Source organism: Pseudoalteromonas sp. SG43-3 (genome assembly GCF_014164385.1).
In the GTDB taxonomy this organism is placed as follows: Bacteria; Pseudomonadota; Gammaproteobacteria; order Enterobacterales; family Alteromonadaceae; genus Pseudoalteromonas; species Pseudoalteromonas distincta.
In genome coordinates, this window is sequence record NZ_JACJFC010000007.1 from 107,113 (window position 1) to 125,461 (window position 18,349).

Genomic DNA, 18,349 nt, shown 5'->3' on the forward strand with positions numbered 1-18,349 from the left:
GTTGAATTTAAATTAATTGGATACAAGAGGTTAACCCCTTGAGCGATATGGCGAAAAATTTAATACTATGGCTGGTGATTGCAGTTGTGCTGATGTCAGTCTTTCAGAGCTTTAATGGTGGCGAGCAAGTTGATCGTCAAACAAGTTACACTCAATTTGTTAAAGATGTCCGCAGTGGCTCTTTACAAGAAGTTATTATCGACCGCGGTACAGGAAATATTACTGGTACTAAGAGCAGTGGTGAACGTTTTCAAACAACGATGCCAATGTACGATGAAGACTTAATAAATGATTTACTTAAAAATGATGTAAATGTGAAGGGTGTACAACCTGAAGAGCAATCATTCTTAGCAAGTATATTTATTTCTTGGTTCCCGATGATACTGCTTATTGGTGTATGGATATTCTTCATGCGTCAAATGCAAGGCGGCGGCGGTAAAGGCGCTATGTCATTTGGTAAGAGTAAAGCTCGTTTAATGAGCGAAGATCAAATTAAAACAACGTTTGCAGATGTTGCTGGTTGTGATGAAGCGAAAGAAGATGTTACCGAATTGGTAGACTTTTTACGTGACCCTTCTAAGTTTCAAAAGCTTGGCGGTAGTATTCCTAAAGGCGTACTAATGGTTGGTCCTCCTGGTACTGGTAAAACGTTACTTGCAAAGGCTGTTGCGGGTGAAGCGAAAGTACCGTTTTTTACAATTTCTGGTTCAGATTTTGTTGAAATGTTTGTCGGTGTGGGTGCGTCACGTGTACGTGATATGTTTGAACAAGCTAAAAAAGCGGCACCTTGTATTATCTTTATAGATGAGATTGATGCGGTTGGTCGTAAACGTGGCGCAGGTATGGGCGGCGGTAACGATGAACGTGAGCAAACACTCAACCAAATGTTAGTAGAAATGGATGGTTTTGGTGGTAACGAAGGTATTATCGTTATCGCGGCAACTAACCGACCAGATGTTCTAGATCCTGCATTACTTCGTCCAGGTCGTTTTGACCGCCAAGTAGAAGTAGGTTTACCTGATATACGTGGTCGTGAGCAAATACTTAAAGTACACATGCGTAAAGTGCCATTAGGCGATAACGTAGAGGCGGCTCTTATAGCGCGTGGAACACCAGGTTTTTCTGGCGCTGATTTAGCGAACTTAGTAAACGAAGCTGCACTTTATGCTGCACGTGGTAATAAACGTGTTGTAAGTATGGCTGAATTTGATGCTGCTAAAGATAAAATCATGATGGGCGCAGAGCGCAAAACCATGGTGATGAGCGAGCAAGAAAAAGAAATGACAGCATATCACGAAGCAGGCCACGCAATTGTGGGCCGTATGGTTCCTGAACATGATCCGGTTTACAAAGTATCTATTATTCCACGTGGCCGTGCGCTAGGTGTAACAATGTACTTGCCTGAACAAGACCGTGTTAGTCATTCAAAAGAGCTTTTAGAATCAATGATTTCAAGCCTTTATGGTGGCCGTATTGCTGAAGCGCTTATTTATGGTGCTGACAAAGTAACAACGGGTGCAAGTAACGATATTGAGCGCGCAACTGATATTGCACGTAAAATGGTTACACATTGGGGTTTAAGTGAAAAGCTAGGTCCATTGCTTTACGCTGAAGATCAAAACGAGATGTATATGGGTGGTGGCGGAAGCCGTGCATCTAGTATGTCGGATGATACTGCTAAAATAATTGATGCTGAAGTACGCTTGTTTTCAGATCGTAACTACCAAAGAGCAGAAGAAATATTAAAAGAAAATATTGATATTCTTCACTCAATGAAAGACGCGTTAATGAAATACGAAACAATCGACGCTAAGCAAATTGATGATTTAATGGCGCGCCAACCAGTGCGTGAGCCGCGCGATGCTCATGACCGCCATGAAGCTAAGCCGGTAAAAGAGCAAGAACCTCAAGAGCCAGTGCTTGATGAAAGTCAAAAAGCGGATGATTCATCGAAAAAAGATGAAACAAACCTTGATGATAAAGCTGAATAATCGTTAAAATAGTTAGTGAAAGCCCCGAATTTCGGGGCTTTTTTGTATCAGCTATTTAGAAAAAGAATAAAGGTTGGCAATGACTAATATATTAAAGCTTCCCAGAGGACGTACGCTCAATATTGAAAAGCCTGTTATTATGGGAATATTGAATGTAACGCCAGACTCATTTTCTGACGGCGGGCAGTTTTTAGACCCCAAAATAGCGCTAAAGCGCGCAATGCAATTGTTAGGGGATGGTGCGCAAATTTTAGACATTGGGGGAGAGTCTACCCGCCCCGGCGCGCCAGATGTGAGTTTGAAAGATGAACTAGCCCGAGTAATTCCTGCTATTAAAGCGATACGTGAGTACAGTGATTGCGTTATTTCAATTGATACCAGTAAAGCACAAGTAATGGAGCAAGCAATACTCGCTGGGGCAGATATAGTCAATGATGTAAGAGCTCTACAAGAAATAAACGCCTTAGAAACGGTTGCGCAGTATGAAGATGTAGCAATTTGTTTAATGCATATGCAAGGGCAACCCCGCAGCATGCAGTGCGCACCTCATTACGACAATCTGTTTGCAGATATAAATATGTTTTTTAGTGAACGTATTAAAGCATGTGAAACAGCAGGGATTAAGTTTGAGCGACTTATTCTAGACCCTGGTTTTGGATTTGGAAAAACACTTAGCCATAACTATCAAATATTGGCTAAGTTTGATGATTTTAACAAGTTAGGTTTGCCATTATTGGCCGGATTATCTCGTAAGTCGATGATAGGTAATCTATTAAATAGAGAAACAAATGAGCGATTAGCGGGCAGCTTAGCGGGTGCGTTAATCGCGGCGCAAAATGGCGCAAAAATTATTCGTGTACATGACGTTAAAGAAACCGCAGACGTACTTGGTGTATATCAAGCCTGCGAGAAAGGAATTGCATAATGAAAGAAAGAAAATATTTTGGTACTGATGGCGTACGTGGTCTAGTAGGAACGCCACCTATTAACCCTGAGTTTGCAATGAAGTTGGGTTGGGCTGCAGGGCGCGTATTATCTCAAAGTGGTACTAAAAAAGTCATTATAGGTAAAGATACGCGTATTTCTGGCTACATGCTTGAAACTGCACTTGAGGCTGGTTTAATTGCCGCTGGTATTGATGTTGTATTACTGGGTCCAATGCCGACACCTGCAGTTGCGTATTTAGCGCAAACATTTCGTGCAGAGGCAGGTATAGTAATTAGTGCCTCACATAACCCTTATTACGATAACGGTATTAAGTTTTTCAATGGGCGGGGTCTAAAGCTTGACGATGAAGTAGAGCTTCAAATTGAAGCGATGCTTGATGAGCAAATGACATGTGTTGCTTCAGATAAACTAGGTAAAGCTTCGCGTTTAGTTAGTGCAGACGGCCGTTATATAGAGTTTTGTAAGAGCCAGTTCCCCCAAGGGTTATCTTTAGAAGGGCTTAAAATTGTTGTCGATTGCGCAAATGGCGCTACATACCATATAGCTCCTTCTGTCATGCGCGAACTTGGCGCTGAAGTTATAACACATGCATGCGAGCCTAATGGCGTTAATATAAATCATGAATGTGGCGCTACTCATGTAGATACCCTTAAACGCAAAGTGCTTGAATTTAAAGCTGACGTAGGTATTGCATACGATGGGGATGGCGATCGTGTAATGATGGTTGATCATAATGGTCGTGTATTTGATGGTGACGATTTAGTTTATATTATTGCTTGCCAAGCTGCCGAAGATGATATGTTGGGTGGAGGTGTAGTTGGCACTGTAATGTCTAACATGGGTCTTGAAAATGCTTTAAAAGCAAAAGGTATCGAGTTTGCTCGCAGTAAAGTGGGTGACCGCTATGTAATGGAATTACTACAGCAAAAAGGCTGGAAAATTGGCGGTGAAAGCTCAGGCCATGTATTAAATTTAGATTTAATTAGCACGGGTGATGGCATTATATCAAGTTTGCAAGTACTTGCAGCTATGGTTGCACAAAACCGTACACTACAAGATTTGGGTGCTGGTTTTACTAAATATCCAATGAAAATGATTAACGTGCGCTATACCGCTGGAACAGATCCGACAAAAGCGCCAGAGGTACTTTCAGCTGTAGCAGAAGTTGAGCTTGCTTTAGGCGACAAAGGCCGAGTTTTACTGCGCAAATCAGGCACAGAACCTGTTGTTCGTGTTATGGTTGAAGCCGAGCAAGAAAAAATTGTAATAGACAGCGCTCAAAAAATTGCAGCTGTTGTAGAATCTATGAGCAAACAGACTGATTAATAACAATAACCTCTTGTAACTTTGGGCGAGAAAAGTTAATATCTCGCCCGCTTTCTAATGTGGAGTGGAAAATGGCAATACGCAAGGCGATGGTCGCAGGCAACTGGAAAATGAATGGTTCGTTAGAGCTAGTTAAACAAATGTCTGATGCTATTAACGATGTAAAATCACAAGAGATGGACATTGTTTTATTTCCTCCATTCCCACTTGTACCTGCGATGATAGCTAGTGGTGTTTCTACAGGTGCTCAAACTGTTTCTGAAAATACACCTGGTGCGTTTACCGGTGAAGTAGACGGACAGCTTCTAAAAGACTTAGGTGCAACTTACGTACTCGTTGGTCACTCTGAACGCCGCAGTATTTATAACGAAAGTAATGAAACTGTCGCTGAAAAGTTTGCTAGAGCACAAGAAGTTGGGTTAACACCAATTTTATGTGTTGGCGAAAGTGAAAGTGAGCAAGAAAACGGTCAAACCGAACAAGTCGTTGCTGCACAAATTGATGCAGTAATTGAAAAATTAGGTGTAGCAGCACTGAAAGATTCTGTGATAGCATACGAGCCCGTTTGGGCCATAGGCACAGGTAAGACTGCATCGCCAGAGCAGGCACAAACTGTTCATAAATTTATCCGTGATAAAATTGCTGCACTTGATAGCACTTTAGCACAAGGGCTTTCCATCTTATATGGTGGTAGCGTTAATGAAAAAAATAGCGAATTATTATTTGCACAAACAGATATAGATGGCGGCTTAATTGGCGGCGCAAGTCTAAAAGCAGAATCTTTTTCTGCAATCTGTAACAGTGCAAAAGGGACTGTATAAGATGTACGAAATTTTATTAGTAGTTTATTTAGTTGTGGCTTTAGCTCTAGTTGGAATGGTTTTAATTCAACAAGGTAAAGGCGCAGATATGGGTTCTTCATTTGGTGCTGGTGCTTCAGGCACGGTTTTTGGTTCGTCTGGTGCTGGTAACTTTATGACAAAAACAACCACAAGCTTAGCAACAGTATTTTTTGTTTTAAGCATTGTGCTAGGTAACCTAACTGCAGGTCAAATTAAAAAGACTGACGAGTGGGAAAACCTAGAAGCAGCTCCTGCAGTAGAAACTGTAGTTCCTGTTGAAGAAGATGTTCCGGTAACATCTACGAAAGAGCAAAGCTCTGACGTACCGAACTAATTTAGCGTAATGCTATCGTTAAACGATTTATACTCCTCAAATAAATCATATGTTTAACAAATAAGCGAAAGCTTAAAAATGCGGATGTGGTGGAATTGGTAGACACGCCACCTTGAGGGGGTGGTGCTTTCGGGCGTGGGGGTTCAAGTCCCCCCATCCGCACCAAATTTAGAAACCAGTAACAGAAATGTTACTGGTTTTTTTGTGCCTGCGATTTAAATTGAATGTTATTTGTACTTTCTTTTTTTAAAGGGCAATTAGTTATGTAGAATTTTGAATTGTTTGTAAAAAAAACTAGAAATTTTACAAATTTAGTTAACACTTATGAGTAATAAGCCGATAATAGATTTAGACAATAAAATAAGGTATTCACAATGGCTTCAGGCTTCACTTTTCAAAATCTCAGCATAAGTAAAAAAATACATGCGATTACGAGTATTGCTGTCGTTGCATTTTTAGTGATTGTTCTGATCAACTATTTTGCTATGAATGATAATAGAATTGCACTTGATGAAATGGAAAAATCATCCTACAAAGTTGTTAAGTTAACATCTGCTAATGTTGGCATTTTAGAGAAGCTGGACGAACTTTACACCCAAGCCGTAACATTTGGTGAGCAAGATTTAGTCGAGAAAGCATCTGACACATACAAGCAACTTGAGTTGAATATTATTGCGATAGAAAAAATAAATGCCTCTTACATTCACAGTGACACTAAAGAGCAGCTCGCAAATTACGAAAAAATATCAGCGACTATCGCAAATGGCATGGTAAATGGAACAGCAGATTTTAGTAAAATTCAACAACAAGCACAGAGGAAAACAGCGCTTTATAACGATGTCCTAGAAAAGTTTAAGGCAGCACAAGTCAAAGCTGACGATCGTTTTTTTGAACTTGTTGCAAGCACAAAGGACCGCTCTGATTACGCCCTTACGTTAATGTTAGTTGTTTCTATTGTATCGCTTATTTTATTGCTCTTTATGGCTATTTGGATAGCTAAGCGAATTGCTTCTTCGGCAAGTGATGCGGCAAATAATTTAAGCTTATTAGCAAGCGGTAAAGGCTCGCTAAGCACTAAATTGACAGTTAACTCTGAAGATGAAATAGGTCAAGTATCTATAAACTTCAACTCTTTTATTGGCATATTGAAAAAAACGGTGTTAGAAATTATCGCGGTTTGCGAACCGTTAATGGAAAACTCTACTCGCTTAGTGCAGGGGATGGAACAAGCGGAGCGTGCAACGACTAAACAAACCACTGATGCTGAGATTGTAAAGCAATCGATGGAAGAGATGAAACAGAGTGTAGGAGATATCTCTCAATCAGCTGCAAGTGCTTCTCATGCAGCGCAAACGGCAGAGAAAGAAGTTGAGCAAAGTCGAACTCAAGTACAAACATCAGTAACCGCTTCTCGTACGTTAAGTGATGAGATTAATCACGCTGCTACAACTATCAATAAATTAGCAGACGATACAAAAAATGTGTCGCAAATATTAAATGTTATTACATCAATAGCGGAGCAAACAAATTTACTTGCACTTAATGCTGCCATTGAGGCTGCCCGTGCTGGTGAGCATGGCCGAGGCTTTGCTGTTGTTGCTGATGAAGTTAGAGAGCTTGCATCGCGAACTGCTCACTCTACAAATGAGATTCGAGAGCTGTTGACTACTTTAACTGAAGCGGCTAACGAATCAGTTACTGCAATGACGACTGCAAGAGATATGGCTACAGATAATGCAACTGCAGCAGAAAAAACGGGTATTTCTATAGAGAAAATTGCAGAGCAAATGTTAGAAATAAATGGAATGAACTCACAAATTGCTGCTGCCACAGAAGAGCAAACATCAGTTGCTGCTATGGTTGTAGAAAACGTGACAAATATGCACGTATCATTTGAAGATACAATGGACTCGCTAACGGCTGTGAGGGATGTAGCTAAAAACCTTCATTACCTTTCAGATAACCTATTAGATGCCACGGCTAAATTTAAAATTGAGTAACGTAGCTAAATCAATTCGAAGTAATGCTTATTCAATTTGAGAGGGCAGATCAGACGCTAGCTGTGTTAAAATTTCTATTGAACAGTTTTTCTCCCTCAAAATATCTTACTTAATCGAGCGAATTGTTATTAAAGTTAAGTTATAAAAAAACCACCGATTAGGTGGTTTTTTTAATTTAATAATAGCAATTAAAAGGTAGCAATCACTTTAACTTTGTCAGTTGCTTTACTGCTATCTATATAGCCGATTGAATCACCATTAGCGGCAACAAAGTCAATGACAGCTTGATCTGAATCAAACTTTTCAGGCGGTGTTCCTTTACCTGTAAAAACAAGTTTTGACCAATAGGCATTTAATTGGCTGCTCGATTTACCTACCACTTTAGAATTGAATTCATCAGCAATAGCGGTACCGTTTTGAGTTGCTGGGTTGACCTTATTGCCGTTATCAAACGACTTGGCCTTTCCTAAGTAAATTTTCTTAATAGTCTCTGCATCAAGTGCATTTGCATTACCAGGATTTACAATTACTGCAACTTCAGCCAAAGCACCGAAAGAACATAATGAAAGCGCACTAGCGAGGATTAATTTTTTCATATTCCGCTCCAATTAAAATACTAAATCAACACCAACGGCTACTACATCCGTTTCAGTGTCAGTGATGTCATCATCAAATCGACTGAAGTCAATTTTAAATGCAGCAGAAGGGTGGAAGTCATAACGTGCGCCAATTGTGTATACGTTACTCTCTGCACGCATGCTCTCTAGGGCAAAGTTCACTGTAGTATTTAATAAAGGAATTGATTCAAGAGTATTAAAACGTGATGAATCATGTTTATCATCATTTTTTTCATAGGTGAAGTGAACAATAACATCGTCTATACGATAACCGGCAGAGGCATAGTATTGTGATTGTTCAGCCAAAATACTTCCCTCTACTTCAAACTGTGTATATTCAGCATCAAATAAGAAGTTATCATAGTCAATAGAGAAGCCAATACCAACAAAAGTTGTTTCATCTTCGTCAGTAGTAAGATCATTTGCTGTGCTCGTTAAACCGTTAGTATTAAGTACTTCAACAAGTCCAATTAAACCGCTGTCATTAGATGAAATGCTTGTGTCGGCCACAATATATGCAGCTCGTGCACTGAACCAGTCGTATGATAGGCTCCAGTTTATACCGCCTAAATTATTTAACTCAGCAGGTAAGCTATCTCCAAATACATCTATATCGCCATCAAAAGCGCCATAAAACCCTTGCAAAGTAGAGTCCCAATCTCCTAATTGATTGTTGTAAACAACACTCAAGCCTTCATAAGTCGAAAATGGGATACCGTATACTGAGCGAGGTGGACGTACCCAGCGATAAGCATAGCCAACATCCAAGAAATCTGAGTATTTATAGAAAGGAACACGCATTTTACCAGCGCTAAATTGCAGTTCATCGCTGTATTCATAAGTAACATATGCCCATTCGAATGTGGCGTCAAAGTCGTCCTCTCCACGCGCAATAATTTGAGCCGTAGCCGTTAGCTTCTCTTGAAGATCAGCAGATAGTTGTAAAGCGAACTTACTCTCATTTTTAAATGAGATATCATCGTCATATCCGTATAAGGTTTGATCACTGTCTAGGCTTTTACCACCCACTATAGATGCAAAACCATTAATACGTACTTCAGCGCTTGCATAGCTAGATGCAAGTACAGCACATACAGCTACTGCTACAGATAGCTTTTTCATATGTATTTCCTATTTGTTATTTAGATGTTGATTTCAATAGGATTATAGAAGTGATAGTGTTTTTTATCTAATAAATTTAGGAAGTTAATAAAAATAAATTTAGTAACGGCTTTTTAATTTTGTAACATATATATTTTATGTATGTATTAAAAGCAGAATAGTATGATTTTATTAGAATAAACTTTAAATCTAGTTAATAAGGCTTTTTAAAATGGCGGGAATATTATAACTAAATTTTCTTTTTACGTTCTTTGGTTAAGGAGTTAGACCGAATGTTGCTGGTAATTACAATAGCTATTATCAAGTTTGCTTAATCGGTTTTAACTATTGATCTTATTTAAGTTTTTTTGACACCAAAGCAATGCTTGTTGCTTGTTTTTTACAGCGATTTTTTGATACACCTTGTGTAAATGTACACGAACTGTAGCTTCACTGATAAATAAAGTGTCTGCAATTGCGCTTGAATGTAAGCCAGAAAATAATAAGTTTAATACTTTCATTTCTTTGCAGGTTAAGTTATTTGATTGCAGCGTAGTTTGTTGTTCACTCGCTAGCATTTGTCTCATCCAACCATCAGTTACCGCACGTGGAAACCAAAGTTTTCCTTGTTCTATTGCTTGTAATCCTTGCTGCAGTAGTACTTCGTCAGTGCCTTCATAAAACAAACCTTTTAAATTAGGCCACTCTTTTAATGCCAAAACATCACCGTCTTTGGGCACGTCAAAAATAACGAGGCCTTGATGACCGTTTTCTAGCATAAACTGATTTATAAGTTCATGGTTTGTAATAACATTTAAAGCTTGATGATTAACAAGTAGGACGTTGAAGTCAGCTGCAACACAAAAAAGTGATGTGTAATTTGGGCTGGTGAAGCATGTGGGGCTTTTATTGGCTGTATTTTCAATATTCATAATATTCTATCCATAGACTACATTTTAGCACTATATTCTTATTTTTAGTTAATTTCAATGATACCTGAATGTGTTTTAGCTCTTTTTTTATACACTAAAGTACATGTATGAGTATGTTTTATGCGCTCTTTAAAGTAGTATTTATTAGATTTTTTGTTTTAAAACAGTTCATTAGTGAGGTAAATATTAGAGGGGTTTATTTATGATAATTCATTTAAAGCTAACAATGCTTAAATTACTGCCATTTTCTATGAATTTATTTAAATAATCTTATACATTTATTCACAATAATGTCATATAATACCTGTCCAGAGGAAAGATGCTATTTAGCGTCTTTTTTTATGCCTAAAATTTATATTATTAATATAAAAGCATAACAAAAATCACACGGTATCCTTTGGAGAATATTTTGAAACTACGCACACTCTCACAGTTAAGCCTAGCAATTGTCGCTGCACTATCTACCTCAGTAAATGCTGAAGAAGCTAAAACAACCGCAAAACAAGACGCGTTTGAAAAAATCGAAGTCACAGCTCGTAAACGTACAGAGAGCTTATTTGAATCTCCAACCGCTATCACATCAATTGGGGCGAACCTAATTGATAAAGCCAATATGAGTAATCTTGAAGATATTGGTAAATATGTTCCAAACTTAAACATCACCCGTTACGGTGTTGGTAATGCAGCACATGCGTCTGTGTTCATTCGTGGTATTGGTCTGCAAGATCACATAATAACTACTGATCCAGGTGTAGGCGTATACTTAGATGGCGTTTATTTAGGTCGTCAAATGGGTTCTAATTTATCATTACCTAATGTTGAGCGTGTTGAAGTGCTTCGTGGTCCACAAGGTACTTTATATGGTCGTAATACATTAGGTGGCGCTGTAAATGTAATTACAAAGCAACCTGGTGATGAAGGTATTGTAACTACTTCAGCTAAGCTGGGAAGTCGTGGACGTATTGCTGGTGATGTTTATTTTAATAACTCACTAAACGATGAACTAAGCATGTCTGCGAGTGCATCTTACAAAACACGTGATGGTGTTGGTGAAGCTGTTAATTTAGCAAATCCAGAGAAAGAAATTGGTGAGGAAGAGGAATTCAGTGGTCGTGTAGCCCTTAAATGGCAAGCGAACAGCGATTTAGCATTCACTTTTGCTTTAGATGGAGTTGATAACGAGTCAGGTCAATCGCCTTACACAATTGAATTAACTGACCCGCTAGATGCAAACGATGTGTTTAATGGCGACTTCCCATTATTGACTCAAGATTTAATTCCATCAGACCCTGATGATTTAGGTACAACCGTTGCAGGTATTGAATCAACTTCTTACTCAGGTTGGGGCACATCGTTCTCGGCTGATTGGGCAATTAACGATACTTATACTACTAAGTTTATCTCAAGCTACCGTACATCTGAGTATGAAGGTGGCCTAGATGACGATGCATCACCTTTAAACTTATCTGAGTTTCCAGAAGAGGGCGGAGCTGATCAGTACTCGTTTGAAATTCAACTAAATGCAACATTTGATAATATGGACTTTGTGTCAGGCCTTTACTTTTTTAATGAAGATGGCTTTACACGTTCAGGCCCATTTGTATTCAGCCCATTTAATACACCCAATGGCTTATTGAATGACGGAGTAACAGAATCATTTGGTGGTTACGGCGATTTTGAAATTAACCAAGAAACTAATTCTTACGCAGCCTACTTTAATGCAAGCTACGATTTAACTGACGATTTAACGGTAGGTGGTGGTCTTCGTTATTCAAAAGATGAAAAAGATGCAAATGCTATATTCCCATCATTTCCTACTCGTAAGTATGTAAGTGCAGATTTTGATGCAGTTACGTGGGATGTAAATGCATCTTATCAGCTTAGCAATAATATGAATGTGTATGGCCAGATTCAAAAAGGCTACCAAACAGGTGGTTTTCCACCGCGCCCATTTGGTGGACCAGACCAGTTTGTATCATTTGACGAAACGAAAGCGATTAACTACGAAATGGGTCTAAAAGGCCAAGTACACGAAAATGTATCTATGATGCTTGCGGTATTTGTGACTGATTACACTGATTTAGCATTACCGTTTTCAGACCCAACAGCTGGTGGCGGTTTCGTAACAATTGTAGAAAATGCGGGTCAGTCTAAAGCACAAGGTATTGAGCTTGAAACAACCGTCGCTATTACTGATGACTTTACTATTCGCAGTGCAGTTGGTTATTTAGATTCTGAAATAACAGAAGTGGCTGAGGGTGTACAAGGTATAGGTAAAGGCGATTCACCAGCACTAACACCACGCTGGACTGTCATGGTTGCACCTTCTTACTTTATGGATTTAGAGAGCGGCGCAACACTTGCATTTAATGCTAACTATTCGTACCGAAGCGAAATGCAAGGGCAATCAGTTTATAACCAAAGTGAGACAATTGACTCTCGTGAACTAGTTGGTTTTAATATTTCCTACACTAATCCATATGGCGATATGGAAGTTACACTGTATGGTGAAAACGTTCTAAACGAAGTTTACGACGTTGGTCGTCTTCAACAATCAGGTTTTGTTGGCGTAATGCGCAGTAATGATCGAAGTGAATTTGGTTTGAAATTCAAAAAAGATTTTGAGCTATAAACTAAAATCAAGTAAATAAAATATAATGTAATTGAAGTTTATTTTGCATAATAAAGGCCGAATCATGCTGTGATTCGGCCTTTGTGTATTCAATAGTAAAGTTATTATTCGCATCGTTTAAATTCCTAATTTAAATTGCTGATTTAAAACAATCCACATCCCCATTTTTGAGTGTTTGTATTAACTAAAATGCGCCTTTTTAGTTTGTGTAAAGGCTAGGTTGTTCGCTACAATGGCGCCTCTTAATTGCCAAACGGACTCTGTAATGAAAATTCTTGCCGATCAAAATATGCCTTTAGTTGAGCAGTACTTTGCAGACTTTGGTGAGGTTGAGCGTTTTGATGGTCGTAAATTAACGCCTGAACAATTAATAGATGTAGATGTTCTTCTTACTCGTTCGGTGACAAATGTTAATCATGAACTTTTGGTACAAGCTAACAAGTTGAGCTTTGTAGGTACTGCCACAATCGGCATTGACCATATTGATACGCAATTACTGCATGATAGAAATATTGCTTTTACAAGTGCACCTGGTTGTAATGCTGTTGCTGTAGCTGAATATGTAATTAGTAGCTTATTTGCATTAAGCCAAGAAAATGCGCGTCCATTGTGTGGTCAAACAATTGGTATTGTAGGGATGGGCAACATTGGTACATGTTTGGCGCAAAAATTAAAAGCATTAAACGTAGTTGTACTGCTGTGCGATCCGATTAAGCACGAACAAGGCTTATTACAAGAGCATGTAGCGCTTGATGAGTTATTAGCGCAGTCAGATGTTGTTACTTTTCACGTTCCCCTTGTTAAAAGTGGCGAGCATAAAACACTGCACATGATGGGTAAAGAGCGTTTAAAGGCACTTAAGCCAGGAACCACGCTAATTAATGCAAGCCGTGGCGATGTAATTGATAACCAAGCATTACTTGAGGTAATGGAAGCTGGGGCTGATTTAGATTTAGTACTTGATGTATGGGAGAAAGAACCCAATATTTTAACTGAATTACTAGAGCATGTTCGTTACGCTAGTGTGCACATTGCAGGGCATACACTTGAGGGGAAAGCTCGTGGTACACAAATGTTGTATCAAAAACTGTGTCAGCTCAAAGGTGTTGAGGCGATTAAATCGTTGGATGATTTTTTACCAACACCAGCCGTTACAAATGCAACTGTTACGCAAAGCCTTAATGAGCAAGATATTGCCCGTTTAGTGCATTTAATTTATGACGTTCGCCGCGATGACGGAATATTACTTCGTCGTCTAGAGAGCGACGGCTTTGATAGTTTACGTAAAAACTATCCTATAAGGCGAGAATTTAGCACTTTATTTCTACAAGGTGATAGCTCACAACTAGCAGCACTTAGCCAGCTTGGCTTTAGCATAGCTGAATAATTATTTAACTAACGATGTTGTTTTAATGTCGTTTATAGAGGAAGAAATATGTCGCAAAAATATAACGTTGCCGTACTTGGCGCTACTGGTTTAGTAGGCCGTCAAATCATTGAAACGCTAGCAGATCGTAAGTTTCCTGTTGATCAGCTTTTTTTACTTGCTAGCAGCCGCAGCGCAGGTGAAGATATAAAGTTTCGTGGTGAGACCATTGAAGTACTTGACGTTGAAGGCTTTGACTTTAGCCAAGCGCATATAGGTTTGTTTTCTGCTGGTGGCAGTGTATCTGAAAAATATGCTCCTATTGCTGCTGAAGCCGGCTGTATTGTAATCGATAATACATCGCACTTTAGAAATGATTTTGAAATACCACTCGTGGTGCCAGAAGTTAATGCTTCAAGCCTAGCTGATTTTAGAAATCGTAATATTATTGCTAACCCTAACTGTTCAACTATTCAGATGATGTTAGCACTTAAACCAATTTATGATGCTTACGGAATAGACCGTATTAATGTATCTACTTACCAAGCTGTATCGGGTGCAGGTAAAGACGCGGTTGATGAACTTGCAAAGCAAACAGCTAATTTGATGAATGCACGCCCTATGGATAATAAAGTATTTCCAAAGCAAATTGCATTTAACGTTATTCCTCAAATTGATAGCTTTGAAGATAATGGCTATACGCGCGAAGAAATGAAAATGGTAAACGAAACTCATAAAATTTTGGGTGATACCACTATTGCAGTGAACCCAACGTGTGTACGTGTTCCCGTATTTTTTGGGCACTCAGAATCAATTAATATTGAAACGCGCATGCCTTATGACTTTGAACACGTTAAACAACTTTTAAAAGACGCGCCTGGTGTCGAGCTAATTGATGATGAAGGTGACTACCCAACAGCAGTGTCTGACGCTAGTGGTAACGATACTGTGTATATAGGTCGATTACGTGCTGATATTTCTCATCCTCATGGATTAAACATGTGGGTTGTAAGTGACAACACTCGTAAAGGTGCTGCAACTAATAGCATTCAAATTGCAGAAGAGCTTATTGCCAATTACATGTAATAGTTAATTGCGCTAAACATGCTTTTGAAGCGGTAAACAGTAGTTGTTTGCCGCTTTTTGTTTATATGGCTTGTCAAATTTTTGCCGTTTAATTTTAAAAATACAAAAACTGATTGATAACACTCAATAAATTAATATTTATAAAGATGTTTTAAGGCATTTATTTTCAAGGTGTTGCGATGGATATTACGCTCTAACTGGTTTATAGTTTGTAATTGGAATAGAGCTTGCAATAAAAATAGATTGTAATAATAAATGCGAGTCAGTCATTTGGCTGATAATAGCAATAATAAACAATATTTATGCACTTAAGTTTTAGGTGTTTTATTAATATTTAAATATTAAAGGATCAGCATGCGCGGTTTAGCTACACTTATTATATTAGCGTCTGCATTGATAGTAACGCCAGTTTACTCTCAGGACAGTACCCAATTAAAGGGGCCTAAAGGCGTTGACTATGGTGCGCAAGGGCGATCAATTGGGCCAATTAAACCAACTGATACGCTTTGGCGTATAGCAGCTAAAGTGCGCCCAGACAATTCTGTCAGTATTTATCAAGTTATGCAGGCTTTGTATAACAAAAATCCCGATTCATTTTTAGAACAAAATCTTAACCACATTCAAAATGGTGCCTATTTAAAAATCCCTACCTTAGCCGAAATAAAAGCTGTAAATACGCAGCTCGCAAAGCAACGCTCTGAGCAAGATGATGCATTATGGGAAAAGAAAAAAAATGGCACGCTTACACAAAGCGAAATTAACTCAGCGCAAACAAAAGTAACTCAAGCGCGTAAAATTGATGTAGACGATGCTAAAAAAGAGATACAGAAAGAATTAAATGAAATAAAAACAGAGCAAGGTACTAAGCTTGTTGAGTTACAACAACAGTTTAAAAGCTCAGTTAGTAATGTAGAAGAGATTTTAGTTGAAAATAATAATCTTAAAAAACAGTTATCAGGAATATCTAAAGAGCTCGAAAACTTACGTTTGCAATTAGGACAAGACAGCGAAATTCAAAATCAGTTAAAAGAACTCATCGTTAAACAAAACGAGATTATTGCCCAACAAAAAAAACAAGAAGTAATACCAAAAGAGTCATTTGATTTTGGCTCATTATTTTCAAACCCCATAGTACTGGGCTTGTTAATGTTTATTCCTGGGTTACTGATTATTTTTGCAATCGTTATGTTTTTACGCAAACGAGCAAGTAATCAAGAAGAGCCGCAAAACGATGATGACTTTTTACCACAAACCCCAACTTATACTGGCGATGATGATTTAGGCCCAAGCTTAAATGACGATCCAATTGTACCTGACCCTTTAGATGACTTGAGTGTTCAATTAGATGATAGTCTCGAAAGTGATATGTTGCCTAATGATGATTTAGACGACGGCTTAGATGATTTTTCTGGCGACGAAAATTTACTTGATCAGGATGAGCTCGAAAGCTTGCTAAGCGATGACATTGTTTTTGATGATGAAAATACCGATGACGATGATGAGCTCGATATTTTTATGCAGCAAGGGTTTGATCAACCTTCAGATGAAAACGCTGAAGATATAGATTTAGACTTATCTGATGACTCAATTAACAATGATGAAATCCTAACTAATGACGATTTAGATAGCTTGTTTGATGAAGACGATAGTCTACCTGAGTTTGATGCACCGCAAACAAGCGAAGCTTTAGAGGATGACAGCTTAGAATCTCATGATGAAATGGCGGCTTTAAGTGAACAGCTTGCAGATGAAGATAATTTTGATATAGATGAATTATTAGATCAAACATCAACAGAATTAGATACCTCAAATAACACTTCAGCTGAACTTGATACAAGCGACGACTTTGATTTAGACGATATAGATAGCTTAATTGATGAGGCGAATGACCCAAAAAGTGATGTGGTAGATGACTCACTTGATGCAGAGTTACTCGACGAAGATGAACTTCTAGAAGAAAGCGACGACTTTGATTTAGACGACATAGATAGCTTAATTGATGAAGCAGCAGTTGATACTGCAGATGACTCATTAGTTGAGGAAAGTGACGACTTTGATTTAGACGATATAGATAGCTTAATTGATGAAGCCGCAGTTGATACTGCAAATGATTCATTAGTTGAGGAAAGTGACGACTTTGATTTAGACGACATAGATAGCTTAATTGATGAGACTGCGGTTGATACTGAGAATGACTCTTTAGTTGAGGAAAGTGACGACTTTGATTTAGACGACATAGATAGCTTAATTGATGAGGCAGCAGTTGATACTGCAAATGATTCATTAGTTGAGGAAAGTGACGACTTTGATAACCTAATTGATGAGGCAGCAGTTGATGCTGCAAATGATTCATTAGTTGAACAAAGTGATGGCTTTGATTTAGACGATATAGATAACCTAATTGATGATGAAGTAAAAAATTCAGATGTAAGAGATTCAGAAATTGATAATGCATTGGCAGACTCAGTTGAGGATTTAGCAGATGCTCAAGAAGAATTAAATGTTGATGATATTGAGTCGCTTGCTTCATCATTAAATAAAGAGCCCGAGCTTGACGATGAGCCTGAACTTGCAGAAGAACCTGAGCTTAAAGAAGAACCTGAACTTATAGATGTAACGGTTGATGATTTTTCAGATACATCAGAGTCGCTTCTTGATCCTGAAGATGCGCTTGAAGAATATACAGATGATACTTTAAAGAGCGTTGATGAGCTTTTAAATGAGCTACAACAAGCGACGGATGATGACTATATAGAAACACCAGATTGGTCTTTAGATGAGCTTGAAGACGATCTTGAAGAGATAGAAGTAGATCTTGGTGACGATCCGTTAGCGGGCGACGATGACTCAGATCTTACAAAAATTGAAGAGCAGCTTGATAGCGATCTTATAACGCCAAGTGAAGAGTTAGATGAATATCCTGAACTTGAATTAGACGATGATCATTCATTATTGGAGAATGAATCTTCGTTTGAGCCGCAAGAACCTAAAGAAAATGCACCGAGTGAAGAAAATGCAGTAGCACTTAGTCAAACAGAGAAAGATCTCGCAAATGCGCTTTCTGAAAATGCTAACTTAGATAGCTTAGAAGATGATTTTGATGATGAACTATTAATTGATAATGACTTCTCTGAATCAGAAGCTAAGGTTGAAGACGAGTCGTTTGATGATGAT

Annotated in this window: 13 protein-coding genes and 1 tRNA gene; 11 read left to right on the forward strand and 3 right to left on the reverse strand. The window is 38.4% G+C overall.

The features are described from left to right. Positions 1 to 47 precede the first annotated feature (47 nt). The 7 genes from ftsH (at position 48) to H5157_RS08380 (ending at position 7,441) form a co-directional block, all read left to right on the forward strand. A complete protein-coding gene (gene ftsH / locus H5157_RS08350) occupies positions 48 to 1,991 on the forward strand; it encodes an ATP-dependent zinc metalloprotease FtsH (protein ID WP_033013425.1) in 1,944 nt (647 codons plus the stop codon). A gap of 79 nt (positions 1,992 to 2,070) precedes the next feature. Further along, positions 2,071 to 2,916 (forward strand): dihydropteroate synthase, encoded by an 846-nt coding sequence (gene folP, locus H5157_RS08355; RefSeq protein WP_154903580.1) that lies wholly within the window; start codon positions 2,071 to 2,073, stop codon positions 2,914 to 2,916. Continuing rightward, positions 2,916 to 4,265, forward strand: coding sequence for a phosphoglucosamine mutase (glmM, locus tag H5157_RS08360; RefSeq protein ID WP_182724521.1), 1,350 nt, complete (start codon positions 2,916 to 2,918; stop codon positions 4,263 to 4,265). The genes folP and glmM overlap by 1 nt, the downstream gene beginning before the upstream one ends. Positions 4,266 to 4,336: 71 nt before the next feature. Next, positions 4,337 to 5,086 carry a triose-phosphate isomerase gene (tpiA, locus tag H5157_RS08365; RefSeq protein WP_002962767.1) on the forward strand — a complete coding sequence of 250 codons (750 nt, stop codon included), beginning with the start codon at positions 4,337 to 4,339 and terminating at the stop codon, positions 5,084 to 5,086. Position 5,087: 1 nt separating this feature from the next. Continuing rightward, positions 5,088 to 5,441, forward strand: a complete 354-nt coding sequence (gene secG, locus H5157_RS08370) for a preprotein translocase subunit SecG (protein ID WP_002962769.1) — start codon at positions 5,088 to 5,090, stop codon at positions 5,439 to 5,441. Positions 5,442 to 5,521: 80 nt separating this feature from the next. Beyond that, positions 5,522 to 5,606: transfer RNA gene (locus tag H5157_RS08375), tRNA-Leu, on the forward strand. A gap of 209 nt (positions 5,607 to 5,815) precedes the next feature. Continuing rightward, on the forward strand, positions 5,816 to 7,441 hold the full coding sequence (locus H5157_RS08380) for a methyl-accepting chemotaxis protein (protein WP_024594860.1): 1,626 nt from the start codon (positions 5,816 to 5,818) through the stop codon (positions 7,439 to 7,441). Between the two features lie 188 nt (positions 7,442 to 7,629). Here H5157_RS08380 and H5157_RS08385 read toward each other — a convergent pair whose 3' ends face one another. From H5157_RS08385 to H5157_RS08395, 3 genes are all read right to left on the reverse strand, one after another. After that, a complete protein-coding gene (locus tag H5157_RS08385; RefSeq protein WP_002962772.1) occupies positions 7,630 to 8,037 on the reverse strand; it encodes a hypothetical protein in 408 nt (135 codons plus the stop codon). A 12-nt stretch (positions 8,038 to 8,049) separates the two neighbouring features. Further along, positions 8,050 to 9,180, reverse strand: coding sequence for a porin (locus H5157_RS08390; RefSeq protein WP_024594859.1), 1,131 nt, complete (start codon positions 9,178 to 9,180; stop codon positions 8,050 to 8,052). Positions 9,181 to 9,500: 320 nt separating this feature from the next. Next, complete coding sequence (locus H5157_RS08395; protein ID WP_182724522.1) at positions 9,501 to 10,091, reverse strand: LuxR C-terminal-related transcriptional regulator; 591 nt, start codon at positions 10,089 to 10,091, stop codon at positions 9,501 to 9,503. Between the two features lie 409 nt (positions 10,092 to 10,500). Here H5157_RS08395 and H5157_RS08400 point away from each other — a divergent pair, with 409 nt between their 5' ends. The 4 genes from H5157_RS08400 to H5157_RS08415 all read left to right on the forward strand — a co-directional run. Next, on the forward strand, positions 10,501 to 12,723 hold the full coding sequence (locus tag H5157_RS08400) for a TonB-dependent receptor (RefSeq protein ID WP_149602317.1): 2,223 nt from the start codon (positions 10,501 to 10,503) through the stop codon (positions 12,721 to 12,723). Between the two features lie 265 nt (positions 12,724 to 12,988). Then, positions 12,989 to 14,110 carry a 4-phosphoerythronate dehydrogenase gene (locus tag H5157_RS08405; protein WP_024594856.1) on the forward strand — a complete coding sequence of 374 codons (1,122 nt, stop codon included), beginning with the start codon at positions 12,989 to 12,991 and terminating at the stop codon, positions 14,108 to 14,110. Positions 14,111 to 14,158: 48 nt separating this feature from the next. Beyond that, entirely contained in the window at positions 14,159 to 15,175 is a 1,017-nt protein-coding gene (locus H5157_RS08410; protein WP_024594855.1) for an aspartate-semialdehyde dehydrogenase, read from the forward strand. A gap of 354 nt (positions 15,176 to 15,529) precedes the next feature. Next, a partial coding sequence (locus tag H5157_RS08415) for a FimV/HubP family polar landmark protein (protein WP_310736840.1) occupies positions 15,530 to 18,349 on the forward strand: 2,820 nt, incomplete at its 3' end.

What these genes read in the sequence shown, in the direction of transcription:
- ftsH (WP_033013425.1), top strand. Translation starts at nt 48, where the DNA reads ATGGCGAAAAATTTAATACTATGGCTGGTGATTGCAGTTGTGCTGATG.
- folP (WP_154903580.1), top strand. Translation starts at nt 2,071, where the DNA reads ATGACTAATATATTAAAGCTTCCCAGAGGACGTACGCTCAATATTGAA.
- glmM (WP_182724521.1), top strand. Translation starts at nt 2,916, where the DNA reads ATGAAAGAAAGAAAATATTTTGGTACTGATGGCGTACGTGGTCTAGTA.
- tpiA (WP_002962767.1), top strand. Translation starts at nt 4,337, where the DNA reads ATGGCAATACGCAAGGCGATGGTCGCAGGCAACTGGAAAATGAATGGT.
- secG (WP_002962769.1), top strand. Translation starts at nt 5,088, where the DNA reads ATGTACGAAATTTTATTAGTAGTTTATTTAGTTGTGGCTTTAGCTCTA.
- H5157_RS08380 (WP_024594860.1), top strand. Translation starts at nt 5,816, where the DNA reads ATGGCTTCAGGCTTCACTTTTCAAAATCTCAGCATAAGTAAAAAAATA.
- H5157_RS08385 (WP_002962772.1), bottom strand. Translation starts at nt 8,037, where the DNA reads ATGAAAAAATTAATCCTCGCTAGTGCGCTTTCATTATGTTCTTTCGGT.
- H5157_RS08390 (WP_024594859.1), bottom strand. Translation starts at nt 9,180, where the DNA reads ATGAAAAAGCTATCTGTAGCAGTAGCTGTATGTGCTGTACTTGCATCT.
- H5157_RS08395 (WP_182724522.1), bottom strand. Translation starts at nt 10,091, where the DNA reads ATGAATATTGAAAATACAGCCAATAAAAGCCCCACATGCTTCACCAGC.
- H5157_RS08405 (WP_024594856.1), top strand. Translation starts at nt 12,989, where the DNA reads ATGAAAATTCTTGCCGATCAAAATATGCCTTTAGTTGAGCAGTACTTT.
- H5157_RS08410 (WP_024594855.1), top strand. Translation starts at nt 14,159, where the DNA reads ATGTCGCAAAAATATAACGTTGCCGTACTTGGCGCTACTGGTTTAGTA.